Consider the following 25,699-nt stretch of genomic DNA (forward strand, 5'->3'; position numbering starts at 1 on the left):
GTACTATTGGCAGACGTCCGGCGGGCCAAGTCCCGCAACATGACATACAGAGGACCGATAATGACCGCTTTTGAGTCACATACCATGCCGCAGGAAACCGGAGAATCTTCTTCGACCGAGCATACGCTCGCGGCACGCACGCTGGCGGAGCTCGCCGGCAGCTTCCTGATCTGCTTCGCCATCTACCTGATCTGTGCGTTCGGCACATCCATCTACAACGTGAACATGGCGTTCATCGCGTTGGGCATCGGCGCCACGTACGCCGTGGTGACGGCCATACTGTCCGGGGTGTCCGGAGGACAGTTCAACCCGGCCGTGACGGTGGCTTCGATGCTGGAGTCGAAGACCCGCGTGGCCGACGGCGTGCTTTATATCATCGCGCAGGTGATCGGCGCACTCGGCGCGGGCGCCGCCCTCCGTTTCCTGCTGCCGACCTCCGACCAGATTTCGACGAAGATCTGGCTGACCCCCACGGTCAACGGCTTCGAGAACGGCTCGGTTGCCTATCAGAGCATCAGCTCGGTCGGCATCAGCTTCGGCGTGGTGCTGGCCATCGTGGTGGAAGTGGTCGCCGGTCTGCTGATCTCCGCCACCGCGATGCGTTCCACCGACAAGGACGGCCGCCCATCCGCGGACTATGCGACGGCGATGGGTGCCGCATACGCCATCGGTGCCGCAATCACTTATCCGGTCACCGGTGCCGCCCTGAATCCCGCACGTGCCACGGGCATCGCGGTGTTCGCGCAGGGGCAGCAGCTGAACGCCGAGCCGCTCGGCCAGCTGTGGGTGTTCTGGGTGTGCCCGGTGCTTGCCGCCGCCGTCGTGGCCCTGATCACGATCGTCGCGCAGATGGCCAAGGAGGCCTCGCGCAACAGGGGAACCCGGACCGTGGATGAGTCCGCCGTCTCCGAGGCTTCGGAAGAGGCCGTCGACTCCGTTTCCGATGTGGCGGATGGCATCGTGTCCACGCAATCAGAGCATGGGGAGGAAGTACGTGAACAGCAGGCCGACTCCCAAGGCGATGCCGATGAAGGAGTCGAACGCCACTGAGCGAACCTTCCAGGGACTGCGGTCACGTAACACAAGGCGCAGCAGTCCGGTGACGATGGCCGCAACCGATATGATCACGGTTGCGGCCATCGCGTATCCGAGGAAAGCCACGACCACGGCGATGCCGGTTACGCCTGCGACGAGCCATTCGAACCAAGGCTTCCCTTCGTGGGCTTCGGATACGAACGGATGGTCATGCATGACGGTTCCTTTCCGGAATGCGATAAGGCCTTGGCCTTCCATGGGCCAAGGCCTCCTGTTATATGTCTTGTCTGGGCAGAACGCCGGCGACTGCCCTCACGTTCACGGACAGCGGCCGGCGTTCCGCGGCGAGATCAGTGGAAGAAGTGACGGGTACCGGTCAGGTACATGGTCACGCCGGCCTGCTTCGCCGCTTCGATGACCTCTTCGTCGCGGATGGAACCGCCGGGCTGCACGATGGCCTTGACGCCGGCCTTGATGAGGATCTCGGCGCCGTCCGCGAACGGGAAGAACGCGTCGGATGCGGCCACGGAACCGGTGGCGCGGTCCGCACCGTCAGCCAGCGTGTTCGCACGGTCGACGGCCAGATGGCAGGAGTCGACGCGGTTGACCTGGCCCATGCCGATACCGACGGTAGCCTCGTCGTGCGCGAGCAGAATCGCGTTCGACTTGACACAACGGATCGCGCGCCATGCAAACAGCAGATCGTTGAGCGTGGCGGCGTCGGCCGGTTCACCCGCGACGAGCTTCCACGCGTTCGGATCGTCTCCGGTCGCGTCGATCAGATCGGTGTCCTGCACCAGCAGGCCGCCGTCGATCTGGCGGAACTGCGTGTGGCTCTTCGGCGGCTCGGCCACCTTGAGGATGCGCAGGTTCTTCTTCTTGGTCTGCAGCAGTTCGAGCGCTTCGGGCTCGTAGGCGGGCGCGACGATGACCTCGGTGAAGATCGGGCGCACGCTTTCCGCCATCTCGAGGGTGACGGTGCTGTTGCATGCGATCACACCGCCGTAGGCGCTCATCGGGTCGCAGGCGTGAGCCTTCTTGTGCGCTTCGGCCGCGGTTTCGCCGATGGCCAGACCGCACGGGTTGTTGTGCTTGACGACGGCGACCGCGATGCGCGGAGCGAAGTCCCACACGGCGCGCCATGCGGCGTCGGCGTCAACGTAATTGTTGTAGCTCATCGGCTTGCCGCCGAGCTGCTCGGCATGGGCAAAACCGTCACGGTGAAGCGGGTCGATGTAGAGGGCCGCCTGCTGATGCGGGTTTTCGCCGTAACGCAGCACATGCGCGCGGTCCCACGTGCGGGTGAAGGCTGCCGGGAACTTGGCGTCGTTGACGACATTGCCGTTCTCGTCGGTATCGGGGGTTTCGACGGTGTCAGGCTTCGGCCAGTGCTTGGCGGTCCACTCGTTGATCGTCGCGTCGTATGCGGCGGTGTGGGCGAAGGCCTTGGCTGCGAGCCAACGACGCTCGGCGAGATCGAAGCCGCGTCCGTCCGCGACACGTTCGGCGACGAGCTTGTAATCGGCCGGATCGGTAACGATCGCGACGGTCGCGCTGTTCTTCGCGGCGCCGCGCACCATCGACGGACCGCCGATGTCGATCTTCTCGATCGTAGCGGCCTCGTCCGCACCGGAGCGCACGGTGTCGGCGAACGGGTACAGGTTGACGACCACAAGGTCGAACGGCTTGATGCCGAGCTCGGCGAGCTGGGAGACATGGTCCGGATTGGTCATGTCGGCGAGAATGCCCGCGTGGATGTGCGGGTCGAGGGTCTTGACGCGACCGTCGAGGCTCTCCGGAAATCCGGTGACCTGGGAGACCTCGGTCACGTTGACGCCGAGCTCGGCAAGCCTCTTGGCGGTCGAACCGGTGGAGACCACCTCGACGCCGGCCTTGATGAACGCTTCGGCGAGAACCTCGATGCCTTCCTTATGGAAGACGGACACCAGCGCCCGTCGTATCGGTCGGTTCGTGTTTGTCATCCTGTTCCTCCTTGGTTGCTGCTTCCTGTTGCTGCCCGTGATCGGGCACGTTGGTGATGATCCTCGCCGTGCGCGAGGTGCCGATTGCGTCCGCGGGACGACGGTCATCCGTCTTCACGGGACGTTTCTCGGCGTTCGTCGTCCCATCGTCGGACGGAACGGCCGCAGACGCGCGGTTCGCGCGAATTCGTCGTGCGATCCAGCGTATCCCGAAAACCGAAGCGACGCCAATCAACGCCAGCAACCATGCCGCAAACAGGCCGAACGCCGCCGGTCTGGCCACGGTTTGAGTGGACTGCATGACGTCGACGCCCAGATGTGCGAGCCGTTCCTTGCCCAATCCCCCGTCGGACAGCAGGAACATCAACGAACATCCAAGCGATATCAGCGCGCAGGCGATGCAGAACGATCCGGCCGGATAGGCGAAATCAAGCATCACGATCTTGGGATCCACCGGGTTGGCGGGGCCGGCCGCACGTATCGAGAATCCCCGTTTCGACCATATGGACAAGGTTCCCGCCAACAGGCCGAGAACCAGCGGAATGGAAATCAACGCGATGCGCAGACGCTCGTCGGCGACGGGTTCGGGCAATACGCCGAATACCGGAATCGACGGCAGGGACGTGGACTGGCCGATCCAAAGGGTGAACGACCCCAGGTCACCGATGGAGAATCCACCGCCGAACGTCCATGAGATCGCCCAGACGCACAGGTTCGGCAACCATGCCAGACACGCGATCGTGGTCAGGATGCGCGATCCGGTGCCCATACCCAGCAGGTCGTACAGATGCATCACCGCCGCATGGTTGCGAACGGACCAGACGATTACGGAAATGAACCCGATCGTCACATATGACGCGATCAACGCGACCGCGATCGTGATGCCGATGCGTACGGCGCGCAGCAGTTGAGGACCGGCGGACCGACGCAGGCGTTCCATCGTGGCGGCAAGCCCGACGGAAACCGGCAACGCGGCCATCAGATAGCCGAGGGAGAATACCGCCGCTCCTTTGACGAGTATCAGCCACAGGGCGTCGTCCAGAATGGCATCGGTACCCTTGCTGAACAACGTGTCAAGGGCGAGCCATGCCGCCAAACCGGTGACGTAGCCTCCCACGCCGCAGGTCAGACGCTGGGCGAAGGCACGCACCAGCAGAACCAACGACACGGTCAGCAACAGCGGCATCAGCGTAAGATTCACCGGGTCGACGGTGAAACCGACGCCTTGGCTGAGCAATACGACGGCCGAGGTCAGAGACATCGCCGATGCGGAAAGGTTGTCGCCGCCTTCCTCCATTGAGATGACCAGCAGCATCAGGGCGAGAAAACACCCGACCGCAATGGCGAACACGGCCATGGAGGCCGCTGCGACGGCAATGCCCCTGAACCAGGGCCGGATTCGTTCGATCATGAAATCGAGTGTTCGGCCAATACTTCGCGCATGATGTCGGCGGCCTGCCCAGGGGTCTTGCCGACGCGGATGCCGACGGACTCGAGAGCCTCCTTCTTGTCCTGCGCGGTTCCCTTGCCTCCGGAGACGATGGCGCCGGCGTGCCCCATCTGCTTGCCTTCCGGCGCGGTGAACCCGGCGATGTACGCGACGACCGGCTTGGTCATATGCTCGGACGCCCAACGGGCCGCATCCTGTTCCGCCGTGCCACCGATCTCGCCGATCATCATGACCGCCTTGGTGTGTTCATCCGCCTCGAACGCCTCAAGCGCCTCCTGCAGCGTGGTGCCGACGATCGGATCGCCGCCTGCTCCAAGGCACGCGGTGAATCCGATATCGCTCAGTTCGCCCATCAGCTGGTAGGTGAGCGTGCCGGACTTGGAAACGAGTCCGAGCGGACCGCGGCCGACGATGCCATCGGGGATGATGCCAAGGTTTACGCCATGCGCCTGGGGCGTCGAGGGCAACGTCATCAGGCCCGGGCAGTTCGGGCCGACGATGCGGACCCCCTTGCGCAGGGCAAGTTCGACGAAATATGCGCTATCGGCAACCGGAATGCCTTCGGTGATGACGACGATGAGTTCGATGCCCGCTTCAACGGCTTCGACCACCGCGCCCTTGGCGAATTTCGGCGGAACGAACACGACGCTGGCTTTCGCGCCGGTACGCTCGCGCGCCTCGGCGCACGTCGCGAACACGGGCACGTGAGCGTCGGAACCGTCGACGTTGGCGCCGGGAAAATCGATCACGGTTCCGGCCTTGCGCGGATTCGTGCCGCCGACGATGTTGGTGCCGGCCTTGAGCATGCGCGCGGTGTGAGTCATGCCCTGATGCCCGGTCATGCCTTGGACGATGACCGGCGCGCCGTCTTCGATGAACAATGCCATCAGTGGTTCTCCTTTGCATCGGCTGCGAGGCGTGCGGCCTGACGGGCGGCTTCCTCCATGGTTTCGGCGACGTGCAGGTTCGGGTTGTCGGCCTGCGCGAGGATACTCAGGCCTTCGGCCGCGGCGTTGCCGTCGAATCGCACCACGATCGGCTTGGCGGCATTGAGCTTGTCCAATGCCTCAAGAATGCCCCTGGCCACCTGCTCGCAGGAGGTGATGCCGCCGTAGACATTGACGAACACGGATTCGACCTGCGGATCGGACAGCACGATCTCAAGACTGTCCGACATGACCTCGGCGGATGCGCCTCCGCCGATATCGAGGAAGTTGGCGGGCTTGACGCCGGTTCCCTGTTCCTCTCCCGCACCCGAAACCGCATCGAGCGAACTCATGACCAGTCCGGCGCCGTTGCCGATCACGCCGACCTCGCCGTGCAGATGCACGTAGTGCAGACCATGTTCGGCCGCACGGGTCTCGTAGGGATCCGCCTCGATGCTGTCTTCGAAGCGTCGCCATCCGTCATGGCGGAACGCGGCGTTGCCGTCAAGCGAGATCTTCGCGTCAAGAGCGCACAGGGACTTGGACGCCTCGTCGTCCGGATCGCCGACCTTGGCGAGCGGGTTGATCTCGACGAGCGTCGCATCGTTGTCCTTGAAGCAACGCCACATCTTGAGCAGGATATCGGCGGCCTGGTTGACGTCCGCGTGGTAGAAGCCGATGCTGTTCGCCATCTCCACGGCGGCGTCATGATCGAAATCGTCCAGCGCATTGATGTGAAGGCGCTTGACCGATTCCGGATGTTCCTTGGCGATCTCCTCGACCTCGGTACCGCCGTTGGCGGTGGCGAGCACGTCGTAGTCACGGGAGGATCGGTCCACGGAAATGGACACGTAGTATTCGTGCAGAATGTTCTTGGCTTCCGCCACGAGCACGCCGTTTACCTTATGGCCATGAATGGTCATGGGCAGTATGCTTTCGGCCATCAGTATGGCCTCGTCGCGATTATGCGCGAGCTTGACGCCGCCGGCCTGACCGCGATGGCCGATCTTCACCTGCGCCTTGATGACACAGGGATAACCGAGCTTGTCGGCGGCCTCGGCGACTTCGTGGGAGTTCTGGGCGAAAATCGCCTCCGGTTCCGGGATGGACTGTTCCGAGAGAAGTTCTCGGGCCTGATATTCGTATAGATCCATGAATACACCTGCTTGGGATACTATGTACGATGGCCCGGCGAGGATGAGTCGCCGGGCCGAAATTCATGTGTCGCGCTGCTCCGGCCTGGATGGACTCAGGCAGGCATGGTGACCAGTGTGCTGCTGGGTACGTCGCCCAGCACGGCGAGTCCGTCAAGTCCGATGAGCTCCATGACGAAGCTGAATCCGGCGACTTCGCCGTGTGCGCGACGGATGAGGTCGGCGGCTGCCTTGGCGGTGCCTCCGGTGGCGATCAGGTCATCGACGATGAGTACGCGCTCGCCCGGCGTAACCATACCGGATTCGATTTCGATGGTCGCCGTACCGTATTCGAGTGCATAGGATTCTCCGATGGTTTCGGGAGGGAGCTTGCCGGCCTTGCGCACGGCAATGAAGCCCTTGCCGAGGCGGGCGGCCAGCGCGGGGCCGAAGAGGAATCCGCGCGCTTCGAGGCCGGCGATGGCATCAAAATCGTCCGCCGGAACGGGGAGGGCCTGTTCCAGGGCGTCGAGCATCAGCGCGAACGCCTTGGCGTCGGCGAGCACCGGCATGAAGTCGCGGAAGTTGATTCCCTCTTTCGGGAATCCGGGAATCGAACGGATTCGGGAGACCAGATAGTCCGCATTATCCTGACCGATCGCAGCCAAACGGTCGATGGTGATGTCGGTTTGCGTCATAACCCTGCCTGCCTTGTCTATATGCTGTTGCTGTTATGGTCGGGGTTCCGTGCGGCTCCGGCCAAGGGAACCGCACGGAACCCCGCTCGTCGATCGCCGGCGATGTACGGGAAATCAGTCCTCTTTTTCACCGGTTTCGGCCGCCGCGGCGGTAGCGGAGGTCTCCACCGGCACCTGCGCGTCGTCGGCATCGTCCTGCGGCAGCGGATTGCCGTTTTCGTCGACCTCATCGTCGCTCACGTACGCCGGGCGCACATATTCGCGGCTGATGGCGTTGAACCCGAACCTCAGCTTGGATCCTTCGGAGTCGATGACGATCTCCTCATACTGGGTGTCGACGGAGACGACCTTGCCGATCACGCCGCCGATGGTGATGACCTCAGTGCCGGGCTGCAGGTTGGAGCGAAAATCCTGCTTCTCCTGCTGCTGCTTCTTGGCCTTTTTGGACTGCCACCACATGAAGGCGATCATGAAGACAAGGAAGATGATCATCATGAGATTCATGGAATCTGCGGGCAAGGGATACTCCTAACGGGTCGATGGATGGCACTGCGTTTGCATATATGACTTTGCCATATATAACGCCCAAAGTCGAAAGTCTAGAATAGCTTGCTGACATCCTCCTTGGGCACCAGTCCCAGATGACTCCATGCCTTCTCTGTGGCGACACGGCCTTTGGGCGTGCGCACGAGGAATCCCTCACGGACCAGATACGGCTCGCAGACGGTCTCCACCGTCTCCGATTCCTCTCCGACCATGGCGGACAACGTGTTCAGGCCCACCGGCCCACCGTTGAACTGTCTGACCACGGCGTTAAGCACGGCGATATCCAATCGGTCCAGGCCCTCGGCGTCTATCTGATACAGCGATAGCGCGTCTTTCACGTCGTCCGGGTTAACCGCGTCCAGATCATGGACGATGGCCCAGTCCCTCACGCGGCGCAACAGACGATTCGCGATGCGCGGCGTGCCGCGGGAACGCACCGCCATCTCGTATGCAGATCCGTTCTCGAGCCGCACGCCGAGCACTCCAGCCGATCGTTCGATGAGTTTTTCCAACTCCTCGTGAGGGTAGAAGTCCAGATGCGCGGTAAACCCGAAGCGCGCGCGCAACGGCGATGGCAGCATGCCTTCTCGCGTGGTCGCGCCGATCACGGTGAACCTCGGAAGCGTCAGCGGTATCGACGTCGCGCCCGGCCCTTTGCCCACCATCACGTCGACGCGGAAATCCTCCATCGCGATATAGAGCAGTTCCTCGGCGGCACGCGGCAGGCGGTGGATCTCATCGATGAACAACACCTCACCCGAGTCCAAGGAACTGAGGATCGAAGCGAGATCGCCGGCATGCTGAATGGCCGGACCTGACGTCACCCGGATCGGCACGCCGAGTTCATTGGCGACGATCATGGCCAACGTGGTCTTGCCGAGTCCGGGAGGACCGGCAAGCAGAATATGGTCCGGCGGCACATCGCGCTTGCGCGCGGCATCAAGGAACAGCTGCAGCTGGGCCTTGAGCAACGGCTGTCCGATGAACCCGTCAAGGGCATGGGGACGTAGTTCCTCATCGCTGACCGGCTCGTTGCCGACCGGTGCCGCGGACACCATGCGCAACGATTCCTCGTTCGCGCCGGTATTGGTCTGGGCATCATATTCCATATATGCGAATCACCGTCCTCGGTCAAGGGATGCCAATGCCAGTTTGAGCACGCGTGGCACGTCGGCGTCGTTGAGCGGCGTCTCGATGCCATTGTCCTGGCACGCCGATTCGACGGCATGCTGCGCGTCCTGCTGTCTCCATCCGAGAGACATCAGCCCCTCCACCACCTGCATGGACCCTTGATCCACATCACGCTGGCGGGAGGACGACCCCGTACCGCCCTCTATGGCATCGAGATCGATGGAACCCTTCAGTTCGAGGATGATCTTCTGAGCTCCTTTCTTGCCCAGCCCGGGAGCCTTGGACAATGCCGTCGCGTCGCCCTCCGCCACCGCCCGCGCAAGGCGGTCCACCGGGAGCGTGGACAGCAGGGACAGCGCCACCTTCGGACCGATGCCGCTGACTTTCTGCAGCTGCAGAAACATCCGTTTGGCGGACGACGACGCGAATCCGAACAGCGTGATCGCATCTTGGGACACGGACATCGACGTATACACGCGAACGTCCTTGCCGACATGCAACGCCGACAGATCGGCGGCCGGCATACGCGTCTCGTAGCCAACTCCCCCGACCTCGATCAGAGCGCTGTCCGCGCCGACCTCGATCACGCGTCCGTTGAGCATTCCTATCATGGCACCCTCTCAGCGATCCTTGTTCGAACATCCGTTCTATCAAACTGTATGCGACGCACTCGACCAAGGCCTCACGCATCAAACGGATAATGGCTCAGACACATGCAACGGCCGACGACACGCCGCGGCATGAGATTCCGAAGATGTCACATGCCGCGATCGGCGCCTCGCCGACGGGCGGAACGCTGAGCGGCCAAGGCCCACTGCCGTTGCGCCGGTGTCAGATGCTGCTCGCGTTCCCCTCCCTGCAGCGCTCCGGCCGGTCGCAGGGCATGGCAGATGGCAATGGCCAGCGCATCAGCGGCGTCGGCAGGCGTCGGAGGTTCGTTCAGCCCCAGGATCCGCGCCACCATACGCTCCATTTGAGGTTTTTCGGCCTTGCCGTTGCCGGTGATCGCAAGTTTCGATTCGGTAGGAGTGTGCAAAGCCACGGGTATGCCTCTCTGGGCTGCGGCCAGCATGGCCATGCCGGCCGCCTGCGCCGTACCAAGCACGGTGTTGCGGTTCGACTGCGCGAACACGCGCTCAATGGATACCGTATCGGGGGCGAACCGCTCGATCTTCTCGACCAGACCGTTATAGATGGCCAGAAGACGAAGATCCTGCGACGTATCCGGCGACGAGCGCACGACATCGACGTGAATAAACGAAAGCCGGCGGTGTGCGCCGGCTTCGATCACGCCGACCCCGCAGCGGGTAAGCCCGGGGTCAACGCCTAGAATGATCACAGAGGATTACTCCTCGTCGAGCTGGGCCATGACCTCGTCGGACGCGGTCCAGTTGGAGTAGATGTTCTGCACATCGTCCAGATCATCGAGGTTGTCGATGAGCTTGGACACCTTGCGGGCGTCCTCAAGGCTCAGCTCGACCTCGTTCTTCGGACGCATCACCATATCGGCGGAATCATAGTCGAAACCGGCGTCCTGCAGGCTCTTGCGCACGGTGTGCAGGTCGGACGGATCGGTGATCACGGTGAACACGTCGCCGTCATCGATCACGTCTTCGGCGCCGGCGTCGCCGGCCTTCTCGAACAGGTCATCGAAGTCCACGCCCTCGGCCGGGACCTCGATCTGGCCCTTGCGCTCGAAATTGAAGGAGACGGAACCGGAGGTGGCCAGCGAGCCGTTGCCCTTGGTCAGGGTGGAACGCACTTCGGCGGCCGCGCGGTTGCGGTTGTCGGTCAGGCATTCGATGATCAGGCCGACGCCGGCGGGAGCGTAGCCCTCGTAGACGATGTCCTCGTAGTTGGCGCCGCCGGCTTCCTCACCAGAACCGCGCTTGACGGCGCGCTTGATGTTGTCGGCCGGCATGGAGGCCTTCTTGGCCTTGTAGATGGCATCGTACAGGGACGGGTTGCCGTCCGGGTCGCCGCCGCCCATGCGGGCCGCGATCTCGATGTTCTTGATGAGTTTGGCGAACAGCTTGCCGCGCTTCGCGTCGATGGCGGCCTTCTTGTGCTTGGTGGTCGCCCACTTGGAATGACCTGACATAATGCTCCTAGCAGATCTACGGATAAAACTGGCAAACGGGATAAGTTTAGAGCGCTTTGCAGACAACTGCCAGCGATGCCGGCAAAGCGGCGGACGCAAGCGTTCCACGGAACGGACATGCATCCGTCCCACGGAACGCCTGCGGCATTGACGGGATCAGGCTTCCGCCGGAGCGGCCACGGCGGCCTTGAAGTCGTCCGCGGAGTTGACCTGGACGCGCTTGGCGATCACGTCGAGGATCTGCTTGCGCGCCTGATCGACTGGGACGCCATTGAGCTGGCTGCCGTCGCGGAAACGGAAGCTCACCGCATTGTTGTTCATGTCCTCTTCGCCGACGATGAGGATGAACGGCACCTTGGACTTGGAGGCGTTGCGGATCTTCTTGCCGAAACGGTCGTCGGAGTAGTCGATCTCGCAACGGACCATCTCGTCCTCAAGGCTCTTGACGAAGCCGGCAAGATGCGGCGCGAACTCGTCGGCGACCGGGATGCCGAGCACCTGCACCGGGGCGAGCCAAGCCGGGAACGCGCCGGCATAGTGCTCGAGCAGCACGGCGAAGAAGCGTTCGATGGAGCCGAACAGTGCACGGTGGATCATCACCGGACGCTGGTGCGTGCCATCGGCCGCGATGTACTCGAGCTGGAAGCGCTCGGGCAGGTTGAAATCGAGCTGGATGGTCGACACCTGCCAGGTGCGGCCGATCGCGTCGCGGGCCTGCACGGAGATCTTCGGGCCATAGAACGCGGCTCCGCCCGGATCGGCCACGAGGTTGAGGCCGGAATCCTTGGCGACCTCGGCGAGCGTGTTGGTCGCCTCCTCCCAGATCTCGTCGGAACCGACGTACTTGTGCTCGTCCTTGGTGGACAGCTCGAGATAGAAGTCGTCCAGACCGAAATCGCGCAGCACCTTGAGCACGAAGGTGAGCAGGTTGGTCAGCTCGCCCTTCATCTGCTCGCGCGTGCAGTAGATGTGGGAATCGTCCTGCGTGAGGCCGCGCACACGGGTCAGGCCGTGGACCTCGCCGGACTTCTCGTAACGGTACACGGTGCCGAACTCGAACAGGCGAAGCGGCAGTTCCTTGTAGGAACGCTGGCGGGACTTGAAGATGAGGTTGTGCATCGGGCAGTTCATCGGCTTGAGGTAATAGTCGAAGCCCTGCTTGGTGATGTTGCCGTTCTCGTCGCGCTCCTCGTCCAGGCGCATGGCCGGGTACATGGAGTCCTTGTACCAGTGCAGGTGGCCGGAGGTCTCATACAGGCCGCCCTTGGTGATGTGCGGGGTCTGCACGAAGCTGTAGTGGTACTTGCGGTGCATCTCGCGGGAGTAGTCCTCCATCGCGTTGATGACGGCGGCACCCTTCGGATGGAATACGGCAAGGCCCGGCCCGATCTCCTCCGGGAAGGAGAACAGGTCCATTTCGGCGCCGAGCTTGCGGTGATCGCGCTTGGCGGCCTCCTCGAGACGGGTCTGGTAGGCCTTGAGATCCTCCTTGGTGGCCCATGCGGTGCCGTAGATGCGCTGCATGGTCGGGTTGTTCTCGTTGCCACGCCAGTAGGCGGCGGCGGAGCGTTCGATCTTGAACGCCTTGATGAAGTGCGTGTTCGGCAGGTGCGGCCCGCGGCACAGATCCTTCCACACGACGTTGCCGTCGCGGTCGACGTTGTCGTAGAAGCTGAGTTCCTTGCCGGAGATCTCAGTGGCGGTGGACGGGTCGAGATGCGCTTCCTTGTCCTCGATCAGTTCGATCTTGAACGGCTGGTCGGCTTCCTCCTTGAGCGCCTCCTCCTCGGTGGCGACGCGGCGGCGGAAGGACTGCGCGGACTTGATGATCCGCTGCATGTGCTTCTCGATGTTCTTGAGATCGTCCGGCGTAAACGGCTGATCGACCTGGAAATCGTAGTAGAAGCCGTCCTTGATGATCGGTCCGACGCCGAGCTTGGCGTTCGGGAACAGTTCCTGAACGGCCTGGGCCATGACATGGGTCGCCGAATGACGCATGATTCCGAGGCCGTCTTCGCTGTCGAGCGCGACGGATTCGACCGTGTCGCCGTCGGCGAGCGGCGTGTAGAGATCACGCAGTTCGCCGTTGAGACGCACCGCGATGATGTTCTTGTCGTCCGCGAACAGCTCGGTGCCGGTGGTGGTAGCTTCCACCTCCTTCGCTTCGCCGTTGACTGTAATGGAGATGGAGCTTTGCGCCATGATGTGTCCTTTGCTATCGGGGCCCGCGTTACCAATGGGCAGGCCTGGACTGGAAATCAACATGGGAAACGATAGGATCGAGTGCAGACATTGTCTGTGAACGCTCCCGCATTGCGAACGACGGACGCGCGGATACGCAAAGAGGCTCCCAAACGGGAGCCTCTGTATCGGAGCGGACAACGGGACTCGAACCCGCGGTCTCAACCTTGGCAAGGTTGCGCTTTACCAACTAAGCTATGTCCGCAAAGGATTCCGCCGTGAGAAGCGGATTCCAGTGGAGCTAAGGGGATTCGAACCCCTGACCCTCTCCATGCCATGGAGATGCGCTACCAGCTGCGCCATAGCCCCGAAACGCATTGCTGCGTCCGTGGGTGATGTAGGAATCGAACCTACGACCCCTTCCGTGTGAAGGAAGTGCGCTAGCCGCTGCGCCAATCACCCATGTTCAGTTAGCCGAACGAATCATTCGATCCGATCATCGTGGGCGATACAAGATTCGAACTTGTGACCCCTTCCGTGTCAGGGAAGTGCGCTACCTCTGCGCCAACCGCCCGGGCCTGCATACCACCGACCGAATTTCTTCGGCCGATCGAGAGGTGGGTACGAGAGTCGAACTCGTCTATACGGCTTTGCAGGCCGCTGCCTAACCGCTTGGCTAACCCACCGCAAAGGTCGTCAACTCATCGGACCTTAGAGCGGACAACGGGACTCGAACCCGCGGTCTCAACCTTGGCAAGGTTGCGCTTTACCAACTAAGCTATGTCCGCGATGCTGTGCAACTTGTCGCTGCCTGAGCACGAGTGATTACTATACCGGCGCCATCCCCATCTGACAAATACGGCGTGTCGCATACCGTCTGCGCACCCCGATACGCCACTGGCATAAGGGTTTCCGGGCTTCTCGGATACCGGTTAGATTAGGAGCCATGAAGAGACAAGCAGCGGGAGACGGACCGGTGTTGATCGCCGCCTTCGAGGGATGGAACGACGCCTGCCATGCGGCCAGCGACGTCGCGCGCCATCTGGTGAAAAGGTACGCGGGATCCGAGGTCCGCGAAATCGCGGGCGATGATTTCTACGACTATCAGACGGCCCGTCCGATCGCCTGCCATGCGACCGGACGCCAGCGCATCATATGGCCGCACACGACGTTCTACGGCATCGATATCATGCCGGGGCGGCGATGGTATGTTCAGATCGCGCCGGAGCCGAATTACCGGTGGCGGGAGTACTGCAGGAGGACGCTGCGCATCGCCGATGAGCTTGACGTGAACCGTATCGTCACGCTCGGCTCGATGTTCGCCGATTGTCCGCATACTCGCGCGCTTCCGGTGGATGTGGAGGAGAACGGCGACCAGTCGTCCTGTGATCCCGACCAGCGCTACAGCGGACCGGTCGGCATTCCCACGATCCTCGACGACCTCGCCGGCGAAGAAGGCTTCGACACGACGTCGCTCTGGGTGTCCATCCCGCAGTATCTGGGCGATGACGGATGCGATCAGGCTGCGATGCAGCTGCTGGAACGTCTTTCGGATCTGACGGGCGTTCCGCTTGATCTGGGCGATCTGCCGTCCCGCGCGGATGCGTGGAAGGCCAAGGCCTCGATGCTCGTACGCTGCAACGACGCACTGGCCGAATACGTGCATCGTCTTGAGCAGGAGCACGACAGGGATGCGAAAGCCCGCCAAGAGGCGTCTCTTGACGGGCCGGCATGCGAACAGCTGATACGGGAAGCCGAATCGTTTCTCAAGGATCTCGGATGATCCCCGTATCGGGATCCGTGATTCAGGCCGCGGCGGACATCGCTTCGAACGGCACGAGCGCGCCGGTCAGCAGCAGTATCGCGACCACGACGGCCAACACGATGCGGTAGATCGCGAAGGCCTTGTACGAGAAGGTCGACACGAACTTCAGGAAGCCGATGATCACGATGTATCCGACGAAGAAGCTGATGATGGTGGCCACGATCGTCGGCCCCCATCCCGGGAACATGGCGTCGGTCTTGTAGTCCTTCACCGCCTTGACCGCTTCCAGCAGGCCGGAACCCACGACGGCGGGAATGGCCATGAGGAAGCTCAGCCTCACCGCGGCCTCGCGGGTATATCCCAGCGCACGGCCGACGGTGATGGTGCCGCCGGAGCGGGACACGCCCGGGATCAGCGCCATCGACTGGCCAAGGCCGAACAGGAAAGCGTCGCGGTTGGTCATGTCGTCCATCGTCTTGATCTGACGCGCCCGATCGTCCACCACCCACAGCAACACGCCGAACAGGAACAGCACGGTGACGGTGATCCACAGATTGCGCAGCGTGGTCTCGATGATGTCCTGCAACGTGAATCCGAGGATGACGATCGGAATGGAGCCGACGATGACGTTCCAGCCGAGCGTGGCCCACTTGTCGCCGCGTCCCATGCGCGACTTCCAGTCCTTGCCGTTCTTGCCGAACAGGCACGCGAACCAGTGGGTGAGGATATTGGCGATGTCGCGTCGGAAATACAGGATCACCGCGAGTTCGGTGCCGATCTGGATGATGGCGGTGAACGCGGCGCCCGGATCGGCGCCGAGCATGAGGTCGCCGACGATGCGGATGTGGGCGCTGGACGAGACCGGAAGATATTCGGTCAACGCCTGCACCAATCCGAGAATAATGGCCTGGAAGAAATTCATGATCCCTCTTAATGTCATGGATTGTTTTTCGTTTTCCTCGCCTTAGGTTACACACCACCCCCTAAGAATGCGCCAATACCCTCATTGTCGTGCCGAATACCCACAATCGTGGGTGTCGGGTCGAGACGGCGCTGGCCTGTCTCGACGTGGTCGGTTCATGGTCGGTTATGGCCGGGGAGGATGGACGATGTCCAAATACCGCAAGTCGCGCATGTGGGCGCCGGAAGGGTTTTTCGAATGCGAGGGACGAGGCCTGCAATGGTTGGGCGAGGCGCAGGCCGCCGGAGGCCCCCGTGTCGTGGACGTGTACGAATGGGGCAAGGATTATCTTGACATCGAACGGGTGGATGCCTGCTCCCCCACTGCAAAGGCCGCTCACGACTTCGGCGCGGCACTGGCACGCATGCATGACGCAGGCGCGGAGCATTTCGGTTCCGCGCCTGCCGGATACGAAGGCACCTGCTATTTCGGCCCGTTGCAGGATCCGGTGCCGATGGCGACCGGCGAATGGGACGACCCGGCGACTTACTATGCCGAGGGAAGGCTGCTGCCGATGGTCGAGCTGGGTATCGCCCGCGGCGAACTGACGAGGGCCGATCTCGATCTGACACAGCGTGTGATCGATGCGCTGCCGGATCTGCTGGGACGTGCCGCGACGGACAGGCCCGCACGCGTGCACGGCGATCTGTGGAGCGGCAACGTCATGTGGACCGCCGATTCCGGCCATTGCGAGGCGGTGCTGATCGATCCGGCCGCGCATGGTGGGCACCGCGAGGAGGATCTGGCGATGCTGCATCTGTTCGGCATGAGCTATCTGAGCGAGATCATGGACGGATACCAGTCGGTTCATCCCCTGAAGGCCGGATGGCAGGAACGCACGACGCTATGGCAGCTGTATCCGATAGCCGGACACTGCGTGTTCTTCGGTGGCGGATACGTGAGCGAATACCGTTCCATGTGCCGTTCGCTGCTGGGCTGACGACACCGTCGATTCACATCCTGAAACGGCAGGAAAACGGTCGAGTCCGGACGGCATCACATGATTGCCGTCCGGACTCGACCGTTTCTTGATAGGAAAGGGACGTCAGGCGCCGTACTGGGCTAGATAGGCGTCGGCGGCGGCCTTGATCTCGGGGGTCACGTACGGCTGACCGTCGGAGGTTTCGATGTGCTGGCCGGCTTCGAAGATCTCACGCACGTTGGCGATGGCGAACACCGGGAATCCGAATTCGGCTTCGACCGCCCTGACTGCGGACAGGTCGGAATCCTTGGTCTTTTCCATGCGGTCAACGGACAGCACCAGGCCCACGACCTCGACGTCCGCCTCGGCCTTGAGCTTGGGGATGACTTCGCGCACGGCGGTGCCGGCGGTCATCACGTCGTCGACGAGCAGCACCTTCATGCCATCGGCCAGCTGCGTGCCGACCATCATACCGCCATCACCGTGATCCTTCTTTTCCTTGCGGTCGAAGGTGTAGCCGACCTCCATGCCGTGTGCGGAGGTCAGGGCGATTGCGGTGGACACGCCCAGCGGGATGCCCTTGTACGCCGGTCCGAACACGGTGTCGATGTCGGCGGGCAGGTTGCCGGCTTTGATCTCCTCGGCGATCTTCTCAGCGTAGAACGCTCCGAGCGTGGCGATCTTGCGGCCGTCGTTGAACGCGCCCGCGTTGATGAAATACGGGGACTTTCGTCCGGACTTCAACGTGAAGTCGCCGAACTTGAGCGCCTGCGAGTCAAGCAGGAACTCGGTGAAGCGATGATCGAGCGATGCGGTGGTCATATGAGGTTCTCCTTGTCCTTTAGGTCAGCGCCAGGTCTCGCCGGCGGCAAGCTTCGCCGCAAGCTCCGGACGCGAGTCGAGCAGGTCGTCGAGTTCGCGGGCCACGCGGATCGGCGCGGTCGGGTCGTACAGCGCGGCCGCGCCCACTTCGACGGCGTTCGCACCGGCATACAGGAATTCGAGCGCCTTTTCGCCTGAATCGATGCCGCCGATGCCGATGATCGGAATGTCCGGCAAAGCCTGACGCACGCGCCACACAAAGCCGAGCGCGACCGGGAAGATCGCCGGTCCGCTCACTCCGCCGGTACGGTTGGAAATGATCGGTTCTCCGGTGCGGATGTCGATGCGCATGCCGACGAGCGTGTTGATCAGGCTCAGCGCGTCCGCGCCCGCCTCGGCGGCGGCGCGCGCGATGGTCGCGATGTCGGTCACGTTCGGCGACAGCTTGACGATCATCGGCTTGGAGGTGAGCTTGCGCAGATGGCCGATGAGTCGGCTCAGCGCGACCGGGTCGGTGCCGACGGACATGCCGCCATGGCTCACGTTCGGACAGCTTACATTTATTTCGAGCATGTCGGCCGGAGAGTCGGCGAGCTTCGCGACGACCTGCGCGTAGTCGTCATCGCTGTGGCCGGCGACATTCGTCACGACGGTCGCGCCAAGCTCCTTGAGCTTGGGCAGTTCGTCGACGAGATAATGGTCGACGCCGGGGTTCTGCAGTCCGACCGCGTTGACCATGCCCGCCGGGCTTTCGGCCGTGCGCGGGCCGGGATTGCCTTCCCACGGCACCGGGGAGACGCCCTTGGTGGAGATCGCGCCCATCTGGCTCACGTCGTAGAACCAGCGGCAGGCGGCCAGCTGGAACGTGCCGGACGCAGTGCCGACCGGATTCTTCCATTCGACGCCGGCGACGACGGTCTTGTGCTTCCACTCGTGCTTCTCGTACACGTTGATCGGGGTATTCGTTTCGGTCATCGTCTCACGCCTCCCATCCGAGCTGTTCCGCGGTGAACACCGGACCGTCCGAGCACACCTTCTTGCGTCCGTCGACCGTGTCGACCACGCACACCACGCAGGTGCCGTAGCCGCAGCCCATGCGCTGCTCCATGCTCAGCTGCGAGGGAATATCACGCTTGGACGCCCACTGCGCCACCGCCTTCATCATCGGCAGCGGTCCACAGGACAGGATCACCGGCGCGAGACCGTCGCGACTGAGTTCGCCGGCCGCTTCCATCCGGTCGAGCAGCGTGATGACGTTGCCTTCGGATTCGTCGATGCTTGACGTAACGTCCGCGTATCGGGACACGTACCGGTCGGCGAAGTGATCGTTGCGGTAGCCGAACACGGCGGTGGTGCGCACGTCGTCGTTCGACTGGAGATATTGCGCGGTGTAGATGAGCGGCGGCACGCCGAGACCGCCGCCGACGAGGATGTAGTGCGATGCGGTCTTCGTGTTGAACGGCCGGCCGAGCGGCCCGAGCACGTCGATATGATCGCCTGCCGCGAGTTCGGAGAATTCCGCGGTACCCTTGCCGACTACCGCGAAGATGACGCTGACCAGGTCGCCGTCCACTTCGCTCACGCCGAACGGGCGCGGCAGCAGCTTCATCGGATCGTGGCTGAACAGGTTCACGAATTGCGCCGGACGGGCGTGCTTCGCGATGTACGCGTCGCGGAACGTGAGACGGTATACGCCATCGGTGAGTTTCTCGACTTCGGTGATCTCGACCGTGTGACGGCCGGGGAAATAGCCGGCCTCGGTCGCCTCGGCGACCACGTCGGCGGTGGGGGTGAAGGTTGCTGTAGGCATTGCTTCCGTGATTCTCCTCGTCTGCATCAATCTGTTCAGCGCCAGTAGTCCAGCTTACGCCATGGCCTGCCGCGGACCGTCCTCGGCGGCATGATGATCGAATATGTTCCGCGGCCCCTCTTTCAGAAGGACCACCGCCCGCGGGACGACGGGGAGGATCGTCTGGTGCCGCATCCGTCCCCGTCGCTCCTCCGTCTACCGGTACACGTTCACGCGCAGATCGTCGCGCATGTCGCTCGCCGCCCGACGCGCCGCGGATGCGACCAGATCGAGGGCTTCGCCCGCGCTCATGTCGTCGCGGTATTCGCCGGTCTTCTTCCATGCGCCGATGATGCCGCGCGACGAATTGACGATGGCACCGGAACCGTTCTTATCGAACATGCCGGCGACGCCCGCCGCCGTGCCTCCCTGTGCACCGTAGCCGGGCACGAGGAAGAACGTGCGCGGCATGCGTTCGCGAAGGGCCGCGCCTTCTTCCGGATGGGTTGCGCCGACGACCGCGCCGACGCGCGAGTAGCCGTGGCTGCCGATGGTCGCGCTCCCCCAACCTTCGACCAGATCGGCGACATGCTCGTAGAGCTTGCCGCCATCGGCGAGGTCGAGTTCCTGCAGTTCCTTGCTGGACGGGTTGGACGTGCGCACGAGCACGAAGATGTCCTTGTCGGCGGCCGCCGCAGCATCCACGAATGGCGTGATGCCGTCAGTGCCGAGGTACGGGTTGACGGTGACCGCGTCCTCGTGCCACGGATCGAACGGCTGCGCCTCTCCGTCGGACCCTGTCACACCGCTCAGATGCCCGGCGTAGGCGGCGGCGGTCGAACCGATGTCGCCGCGCTTGATGTCGCCGAGCACGTACAGTCCCTGCTGCTGCGCGTATTCGCAGGTCATCGTGTATGCGTCAACTCCGGCCGGACCGATCGCCTCGTACATGGCGATCTGAGGTTTGACGGCGGGCACGATGTCGGCGACCGCGTCGATGATCGCGCGGTTGAATTCGAAATACGCGACGGCGAGTTGCGCGGCCGGTATTTCGGCCGGGTCCTCGACGGAGTCGCGCACCTCGTCCGCGAATGATGCGACGACCTGCGGCGGCACGAGCGCCGGCGTCGGGTCAAGTCCGACCACGCTCGGGTTCTGCGCGTTTTCGATCGCTTCGATCAGTCGATCCATGACGTTGTCCTTTCGTTATTTGATCCGGCTGAACACCAGTTTCGATCCGAGCACCGTGGCGAGCGGCCGTCCGGTCACCTGCCATCCGCCGAACGGCGTGTTGCGCGCGGCCGAATGGAATTCCGACGGGTCCACCGTCCAGGATTCCTTCGTGTTCAGGATCACCAGATCGACGTTTTCGGGATGCTCGACCTTGCTCAGATCCAGCGTGCGCTTGACCGCGCATTTGGATGACGTGTTGAGCAGTCCGGCCACGTCGGTCGGCACATGGCCCATGAGATGCTGCGGCGCGACCGACATCAGCTCGATGAGCCGCTTGTCGTCGATGTACCCGCCCTCCACGAGCACTTTGTGCGCCACGCCGTACGCGCATTCCAGGCCGATGATGCCGTTCGGCGCGTCAAGGAATCCACGCTCCTTCTCTTCGAGCGTGTGTGGCGCGTGATCAGTGGCGAGCATGTCGACCGTGCCGTCGGCGATCGCGGCGATCGTCGCCTGACGGTCGGCCGCAGAGCGCAGCGGCGGGTTCATCTTCGCCAGCGTGCCGTACTTCAAGAGGTCCTCGTCGCACAATGCGATGTAGTGCGGCGCGGTCTCGCAGGTGATCGGCAGTCCTTCGGCCTTGGCTTCGCGGATCGCATCGAACGAGATCGCCGTGCTCACATGCTGGAAATGCACGTGAACGCCGGTCTCACGGGCCTTGGCGATGTCGCGCGCCACGATCTTCAGTTCGGTATCCTCCGGAATGCCGGGCACGCCGAGTTCGCGCGCTACCGGACCGTCGTTGACGGCGCCGGTATCGTGATGTTCGCAGTGTTCGATCAGATACAGTCCGGTGTCCTTGACGTTCGAGAGCACGTCGTCGAGAATCGCCGGAGTCACGGCGGAACCGTCGTCGCTGACCGCGGTCACAGGATGCGCCAGCTGGTACTCGTCCTTGTCCTCCCCGCGAACGGTCGCGGACGACGGCAGATACTCACGCCACCGAGCCGGATCGGTCGCCTCTCCGCCGACGCGCCCCTTCGACGCACACACGCACAGGTCGTAGCGAACCGGCAACGCCGTGCCATGCACGGCCTCGTAGTGCTGCAGATAATCGATCACCGTGTCATAGCCGGTGTCGAGCACTTCGGATGCACCGGCCTCGTCGGCCGTGACCGGTTCTCCGTCCATCGCGGGCACGGTGTTCGGCATGATGAGCACGTTCGTGTAGCCACCTGACGCGGATGCGCGGCAGCCGGAGATCATCGATTCCTTGTACGTCTGGCCGGGATCGCGGAAGTGCACGTGCGGATCGGCGAAACCGGGCGCGACGGTCAGGCCGGTCGCGTCGAATTCGCCGTCCGTCACCGCGCCGTTTTCGCTGAACATCCGGCTCGCGTCGACGTCGGGGATCACCAGATCGATCGTCTCGCCGGTGTCCCATACCGTGATGTTGCGCAGGGTCAGCATTACAGTTTCGCTTCCTCGTCGCAGTAGTCGCAACGATATTCCTGACGCTCGGAATGCGTCAGGTGGAACATCTGGTCGATGCCGCGCTCGGTGGTGGTCACGCAGCGCGGGTTCTTGCAGGTGAGGATGTTGATCACATGCTCGGGCAGCGTCGGGGTCTTCTTTTCCACGATCTTGCCGCCGCGTACGATGCCGACGGTCGCGGTGCGCGCGACGAGGCCCAGCACATCCAAGTCGATGGTGGGCGTCTTCTTGCCGTCCTCGTCCTCGATCTTGATGATGTCCTTCGTGCCGTACAGGTGGCTGTCGGTGTTCATGATCAACGCGAGCTTGGTCTTCGCCGGGTTGATCTTCAAATAGTCGAGCACCTTGAGCGCGGTGCCGGCCGGCACATGATCGATGATGATGCCGTTTTGGATGCTGGTGACTTCCATCAGGCCTTGACCTCCTTGGCTTCAAGCGGTTCGTATCCGGGCAGTTCGTCGCCGATCACCGAGCTTTCGAGCGCCATGCGCATGAGCATGCCGTTCTTCACCTGTTCGAAGTAGGCGGCGCGTGGATCGTTGTCGACCTCAACGGCGATCTCGTTGATGCGCGGCAGCGGGTGCAGCACGGCCATGTCCGGCTTGGCGAGCTGGAGCTTGTCCTCGTCGAGGATGTACGTGTCGCGCAGACGCAGGTAGTCGTCCTCGTTGAAGAAGCGCTCCTGCTGTACGCGGGTCATATACAGCACGTCGAGGTCGCCGATCACGGAAACGAGATCCTTGACTTCGGTGTAGGAGCAGGACGGTGTCGCATCGATGCGGTCGAGCACGTACTGCGGGGTCTTGAGCTCGTCGGGGCTGATGAGCACGAAATGCACGTTGCCGAAACGGCATAGCGTTTCAATGAGGCTGTGCACGGTGCGGCCGAACATGAGGTCTCCGCACAGGCCAACGGTCAGGTCGGTGACGCGACCGAAACGCGACTGCAGCGTGGCGAGGTCGGCGAGCGTCTGCGTGGGATGCATGTGGCCGCCGTCACCGGCGTTGATGACCGGAACGGATGCGGCACGGGATGCGACGAGCGCCGCGCCTTCCTTCGGATGGCGGATCGCGACCACATCGACATAGTTGGACACGGTCTTGAGCGTGTCGGCGATCGACTCGCCCTTGGACGCGCTCGACAGCTGGGAGCCGGCGAAACCGATCACCTTGCCGCCAAGCCGCAGCATGGCCGTCTCGAAGCTCAGACGCGTGCGCGTGCTCGGCTCATAGAACAACGTGGCCAGCACCCTGCCGTCGCAGGTGTGTGCGACTTCCCGGCGGTGGGAATCGATGTACTGCGCCTTATGCAGCAGTTCCTTGATCTGGGAGAGGGAAAGATCGTCGAGCGAGATGACGCTCTTACCAATCATCGGCGTCTCGACCGACTCGTCTGTTACTGACACGGCTCACCTTTCTTGCGTGAAGCGGATAAGGTGGCCACAGAAGTGACCTATCCGACTATACACGCGTTTCGCCCACCCACGCGACATCCGCGCGCCCCGCGTGTTCACCGCGCGTTTACCGTTACCGATTCGCCTAGGATGGTTGACTGAACGTCACGTCGACGTGGAGCGAGGTATGCGATGCTACGATTCGTCAGCCAGATCAATGCGGGTTCGGCCTGCACGCGCGATCCCCTGTTCGTCATGTTCCACGGGTACGGGAATGACGAATCGGAGATGATCCGCATCCTGGAAGCGGTGTATCGACAGGACGGTCATACGGACCAACGACCAAGCTATCTGTCGTTCCGAGGCACGTATGACCGACCGTATGTGGGCGGCAGCTACTGGTATCCGGACGGATGCGGAGTCAAGGAACGTCGACGAGCGTGTTCCGAGGTCGGCGATGGCGTCGTCTCGCTGTTGGACGCCGCCGCGTTCGGCAACCGTCGCAGGATTCTTGTCGGCTTCTCCCAAGGCGGATACCTGTCGTATCGCATGATCGTCGAGCATCCGTCGTTTTTCGACTCCGCGATCCTGCTCAGCCCATCGTTCAAGGGCGAGACGGACACCGTACTCGCCTCCGGTACACGGTGTCTGCTTGCGTACGGCACCGAAGACCGCACGATTCCGCCCGATGATCAGCGTATCGCCCGACGTGTATTGCAGTCGGCGGGTCATCTCGAATACCACGAATACGACGGCATGGGCCACGCGATCTGCGATCAGGAGATCAACGACATCCGCATGTTCGTGGACCGCTGAACGGACCATACGTCGGAACAACGGTCGCTGTTAGAATGACAGCACCACTTTCAAAGAAATGAGGACGTATGGCAGAGTATCAGCCCGGATGGTATCCGGATCCGTCCGGCGATCCGGCAAGACTGCGCTGGTGGGACGGCGCGCAATGGACCGAAAACGTCATGCCCACTCCGCAGCAGGAGCCGAACACGAATACGACTCCCTACGCAGGCCAGCAATATCAGCAGTCGGCGTACTCCGGATACGACTACGCACAGCCGAGGTATGCGACGAATGGCATCTATCCGATGACTGAAACCGACCACAATCTACGTCTGGCCGCATTCGTGCTGAACGTGATCGGGTGTGTGGCATGGTGTTGGACGGTTATCGCGTTGGCATGGATGATTCCGATGACCATACGCAGCTGGAGGATCTATCAGGGCACTGCGCCTAATACGACAACGTTCGCGGTGTGCACGTTGATCTTCGCCAATCAGATCGCGGGCATCCTTCTTCTGATCAGCAGGAAGGACGCTTGACATGGAGACAGTTACCGATACCGAACCGTCCGAATTGCCTGCACGGCTTGAGATCGGACAGACGGCGCCCGACTTTACGTTGCCGACCGTACTGCCGGATGGCACAGAAACGACGATCACGCTGTCCTCATTGACTGCGAAGCAGCCGGTCATCGTCTACTTCTATCCGGCTGCGATGACACCTGGATGCACCACCGAAGCCTGTGATTTCCGCGATAATCTCGCGCGATTGCAAGCATTGGGGTATGCCGTGCTCGGAATATCGAAGGATCCGTTGAAGAAACTGCATCGTTTCATGGAACGCGATCATCTGAGCTTTCCGCTGTTATCCGATCCGGATCTGAGCGTGCACAAGCTGTACGGCGCCTACGGGGAGAAGAAGCTGTATGGCAAGGTTCATATTGGCGTGATTCGTTCCACTTTCGCGATAGGCACCGATGGTCTGATCACGCTGGCACGGTATAACGTGCGTGCCAAAGGTCACGTTGACTCCCTGATGAAGGCACTGGGCTAGTGCCCATTTGTTGTCACCGTCATGATGGATGATGCGGCTCCTCCCTCCCCTTGAGGAGGAAGTGCCATGCCTGCCTTCGGGCCGGGCGAATGTGGGGTTTCCCTTCTCCTGTGATGCGGGTGGGGCGGGGGTGCGCAGCTTCTGGCGTCGCGGGAATGGCGCAAAGCCCGGTACCGTTTTGGTATCGGACTTTGCCTGGTGTGTCATGTGTTGTTGTCCGGATATGCGGAAGGCCTCGGGAGCGTGCTGCTCGACCGGGGCCTTCCTGAAAGTAGTATTGCGGCGGTGTGCTACTCTCCCACACTCTGTCGGGTGCAGTACCATCGCCGTGCCAGGCCTTAGCTTC

The 25,699-nt window shown here is 62.5% G+C and carries 26 protein-coding genes and 6 tRNA genes; 6 read left to right on the forward strand and 26 right to left on the reverse strand.

Annotated elements, in window-relative coordinates:
- The first annotated feature begins 60 nt into the window (after nucleotides 1-60).
- Nucleotides 61-1,050, forward strand: a complete 990-nt coding sequence (locus tag GFD25_RS04455) for an MIP/aquaporin family protein (RefSeq protein WP_163230352.1) — start codon at nucleotides 61-63, stop codon at nucleotides 1,048-1,050.
- Here the strand turns inward: GFD25_RS04455 and GFD25_RS04460 are convergent.
- The 18 genes from GFD25_RS04460 to GFD25_RS04545 form a co-directional block, all read right to left on the reverse strand.
- Nucleotides 973-1,251: a DUF3017 domain-containing protein gene (locus tag GFD25_RS04460; RefSeq protein ID WP_163230354.1), complete on the reverse strand. Its 279-nt coding sequence runs from the start codon at nucleotides 1,249-1,251 to the stop codon at nucleotides 973-975. The genes GFD25_RS04455 and GFD25_RS04460 overlap by 78 nt on opposite strands.
- Before the next feature lie 134 nt (nucleotides 1,252-1,385).
- Nucleotides 1,386-3,017 (reverse strand): bifunctional phosphoribosylaminoimidazolecarboxamide formyltransferase/IMP cyclohydrolase, encoded by a 1,632-nt coding sequence (gene purH, locus GFD25_RS04465; protein ID WP_163230356.1) that lies wholly within the window; start codon nucleotides 3,015-3,017, stop codon nucleotides 1,386-1,388.
- A complete protein-coding gene (locus tag GFD25_RS04470; protein ID WP_163230358.1) occupies nucleotides 2,965-4,428 on the reverse strand; it encodes a cell division protein PerM in 1,464 nt (487 codons plus the stop codon). The genes purH and GFD25_RS04470 overlap by 53 nt, the downstream gene beginning before the upstream one ends.
- Nucleotides 4,425-5,354: a succinate--CoA ligase subunit alpha gene (gene sucD, locus GFD25_RS04475; RefSeq protein ID WP_163230360.1), complete on the reverse strand. Its 930-nt coding sequence runs from the start codon at nucleotides 5,352-5,354 to the stop codon at nucleotides 4,425-4,427. Before sucD ends, GFD25_RS04470 begins: the two co-directional genes overlap by 4 nt.
- Nucleotides 5,354-6,547: an ADP-forming succinate--CoA ligase subunit beta gene (gene sucC / locus GFD25_RS04480; protein WP_163230362.1), complete on the reverse strand. Its 1,194-nt coding sequence runs from the start codon at nucleotides 6,545-6,547 to the stop codon at nucleotides 5,354-5,356. The genes sucD and sucC overlap by 1 nt, the downstream gene beginning before the upstream one ends.
- Nucleotides 6,548-6,642: 95 nt before the next feature.
- Nucleotides 6,643-7,224, reverse strand: a complete 582-nt coding sequence (locus GFD25_RS04485; protein ID WP_163230364.1) for an adenine phosphoribosyltransferase — start codon at nucleotides 7,222-7,224, stop codon at nucleotides 6,643-6,645.
- Between the two features lie 114 nt (nucleotides 7,225-7,338).
- Complete coding sequence (yajC, locus tag GFD25_RS04490; RefSeq protein WP_163230416.1) at nucleotides 7,339-7,719, reverse strand: preprotein translocase subunit YajC; 381 nt, start codon at nucleotides 7,717-7,719, stop codon at nucleotides 7,339-7,341.
- A 104-nt stretch (nucleotides 7,720-7,823) separates the two neighbouring features.
- Complete coding sequence (ruvB, locus tag GFD25_RS04495) at nucleotides 7,824-8,879, reverse strand: Holliday junction branch migration DNA helicase RuvB (RefSeq protein ID WP_163230366.1); 1,056 nt, start codon at nucleotides 8,877-8,879, stop codon at nucleotides 7,824-7,826.
- Nucleotides 8,880-8,888: 9 nt separating this feature from the next.
- Nucleotides 8,889-9,512, reverse strand: a complete 624-nt coding sequence (gene ruvA / locus GFD25_RS04500) for a Holliday junction branch migration protein RuvA (protein WP_163230368.1) — start codon at nucleotides 9,510-9,512, stop codon at nucleotides 8,889-8,891.
- A 146-nt stretch (nucleotides 9,513-9,658) separates the two neighbouring features.
- Nucleotides 9,659-10,240 (reverse strand): crossover junction endodeoxyribonuclease RuvC, encoded by a 582-nt coding sequence (gene ruvC / locus GFD25_RS04505; protein ID WP_163230370.1) that lies wholly within the window; start codon nucleotides 10,238-10,240, stop codon nucleotides 9,659-9,661.
- A gap of 6 nt (nucleotides 10,241-10,246) precedes the next feature.
- The gene (locus GFD25_RS04510; protein ID WP_163230372.1) at nucleotides 10,247-11,002 is read right to left on the reverse strand and encodes a YebC/PmpR family DNA-binding transcriptional regulator; all 756 of its coding nucleotides are present in this window, start codon (nucleotides 11,000-11,002) and stop codon (nucleotides 10,247-10,249) included.
- A gap of 156 nt (nucleotides 11,003-11,158) precedes the next feature.
- Nucleotides 11,159-13,204: a threonine--tRNA ligase gene (gene thrS / locus GFD25_RS04515; RefSeq protein WP_163230374.1), complete on the reverse strand. Its 2,046-nt coding sequence runs from the start codon at nucleotides 13,202-13,204 to the stop codon at nucleotides 11,159-11,161.
- Between the two features lie 171 nt (nucleotides 13,205-13,375).
- Nucleotides 13,376-13,448: transfer RNA gene (locus tag GFD25_RS04520), tRNA-Gly, on the reverse strand.
- A gap of 31 nt (nucleotides 13,449-13,479) precedes the next feature.
- Nucleotides 13,480-13,552 (reverse strand) — tRNA-Ala (locus GFD25_RS04525).
- A gap of 20 nt (nucleotides 13,553-13,572) precedes the next feature.
- Nucleotides 13,573-13,645, reverse strand: a tRNA-Val gene (locus tag GFD25_RS04530).
- A 40-nt stretch (nucleotides 13,646-13,685) separates the two neighbouring features.
- A tRNA-Val gene (locus GFD25_RS04535) sits at nucleotides 13,686-13,757 on the reverse strand.
- A gap of 41 nt (nucleotides 13,758-13,798) precedes the next feature.
- Nucleotides 13,799-13,869: transfer RNA gene (locus GFD25_RS04540), tRNA-Cys, on the reverse strand.
- Nucleotides 13,870-13,898: 29 nt separating this feature from the next.
- Nucleotides 13,899-13,971: transfer RNA gene (locus tag GFD25_RS04545), tRNA-Gly, on the reverse strand.
- 158 nt (nucleotides 13,972-14,129) lie between these two features.
- Here GFD25_RS04545 and GFD25_RS04550 point away from each other — a divergent pair.
- Nucleotides 14,130-14,966, forward strand: a complete 837-nt coding sequence (locus GFD25_RS04550; RefSeq protein WP_163230376.1) for a PAC2 family protein — start codon at nucleotides 14,130-14,132, stop codon at nucleotides 14,964-14,966.
- Nucleotides 14,967-14,988: 22 nt separating this feature from the next.
- Here the strand turns inward: GFD25_RS04550 and GFD25_RS04555 are convergent, their stop codons facing one another.
- Entirely contained in the window at nucleotides 14,989-15,870 is an 882-nt protein-coding gene (locus GFD25_RS04555; RefSeq protein WP_163230378.1) for an undecaprenyl-diphosphate phosphatase, read from the reverse strand.
- 187 nt (nucleotides 15,871-16,057) lie between these two features.
- Here GFD25_RS04555 and GFD25_RS04560 point away from each other — a divergent pair, with 187 nt between their 5' ends.
- Nucleotides 16,058-16,849, forward strand: a complete 792-nt coding sequence (locus tag GFD25_RS04560; RefSeq protein ID WP_163230380.1) for a fructosamine kinase family protein — start codon at nucleotides 16,058-16,060, stop codon at nucleotides 16,847-16,849.
- Between the two features lie 105 nt (nucleotides 16,850-16,954).
- Here the strand turns inward: GFD25_RS04560 and pyrE are convergent, their stop codons facing one another.
- From pyrE to pyrB, 7 genes are all read right to left on the reverse strand, one after another.
- Nucleotides 16,955-17,653, reverse strand: coding sequence for an orotate phosphoribosyltransferase (pyrE, locus tag GFD25_RS04565; RefSeq protein ID WP_163230382.1), 699 nt, complete (start codon nucleotides 17,651-17,653; stop codon nucleotides 16,955-16,957).
- A 24-nt stretch (nucleotides 17,654-17,677) separates the two neighbouring features.
- On the reverse strand, nucleotides 17,678-18,628 hold the full coding sequence (locus tag GFD25_RS04570) for a dihydroorotate dehydrogenase (protein ID WP_163230384.1): 951 nt from the start codon (nucleotides 18,626-18,628) through the stop codon (nucleotides 17,678-17,680).
- A gap of 4 nt (nucleotides 18,629-18,632) precedes the next feature.
- Nucleotides 18,633-19,463 (reverse strand): dihydroorotate dehydrogenase electron transfer subunit, encoded by an 831-nt coding sequence (locus GFD25_RS04575; protein ID WP_163230386.1) that lies wholly within the window; start codon nucleotides 19,461-19,463, stop codon nucleotides 18,633-18,635.
- A gap of 195 nt (nucleotides 19,464-19,658) precedes the next feature.
- Nucleotides 19,659-20,633, reverse strand: coding sequence for an orotidine-5'-phosphate decarboxylase (pyrF, locus tag GFD25_RS04580; RefSeq protein ID WP_163230388.1), 975 nt, complete (start codon nucleotides 20,631-20,633; stop codon nucleotides 19,659-19,661).
- A 15-nt stretch (nucleotides 20,634-20,648) separates the two neighbouring features.
- Complete coding sequence (locus GFD25_RS04585) at nucleotides 20,649-22,085, reverse strand: dihydroorotase (protein WP_163230390.1); 1,437 nt, start codon at nucleotides 22,083-22,085, stop codon at nucleotides 20,649-20,651.
- A complete protein-coding gene (locus tag GFD25_RS04590) occupies nucleotides 22,085-22,519 on the reverse strand; it encodes an aspartate carbamoyltransferase regulatory subunit (protein WP_163230392.1) in 435 nt (144 codons plus the stop codon). The genes GFD25_RS04585 and GFD25_RS04590 overlap by 1 nt, the downstream gene beginning before the upstream one ends.
- Nucleotides 22,519-23,481 (reverse strand): aspartate carbamoyltransferase, encoded by a 963-nt coding sequence (gene pyrB / locus GFD25_RS04595; RefSeq protein WP_163230418.1) that lies wholly within the window; start codon nucleotides 23,479-23,481, stop codon nucleotides 22,519-22,521. The genes GFD25_RS04590 and pyrB overlap by 1 nt, the downstream gene beginning before the upstream one ends.
- 213 nt (nucleotides 23,482-23,694) lie before the next feature.
- On the opposite strand from pyrB, the gene GFD25_RS04600 reads away from it, so the two are divergent.
- The 3 genes from GFD25_RS04600 (at nucleotide 23,695) to GFD25_RS04610 (ending at nucleotide 25,353) form a co-directional block, all read left to right on the forward strand.
- Complete coding sequence (locus GFD25_RS04600) at nucleotides 23,695-24,318, forward strand: alpha/beta hydrolase (RefSeq protein WP_163230394.1); 624 nt, start codon at nucleotides 23,695-23,697, stop codon at nucleotides 24,316-24,318.
- Between the two features lie 68 nt (nucleotides 24,319-24,386).
- Complete coding sequence (locus GFD25_RS12165; protein ID WP_239512402.1) at nucleotides 24,387-24,839, forward strand: DUF2510 domain-containing protein; 453 nt, start codon at nucleotides 24,387-24,389, stop codon at nucleotides 24,837-24,839.
- A 1-nt stretch (nucleotide 24,840) separates the two neighbouring features.
- On the forward strand, nucleotides 24,841-25,353 hold the full coding sequence (locus GFD25_RS04610) for a peroxiredoxin (RefSeq protein WP_163230396.1): 513 nt from the start codon (nucleotides 24,841-24,843) through the stop codon (nucleotides 25,351-25,353).
- Nucleotides 25,354-25,699: the final 346 nt, after the last annotated feature.

Source organism: Bifidobacterium aerophilum (assembly GCF_010667685.1).
GTDB classification, from domain to species: domain Bacteria; phylum Actinomycetota; class Actinomycetes; order Actinomycetales; family Bifidobacteriaceae; genus Bifidobacterium; species Bifidobacterium aerophilum.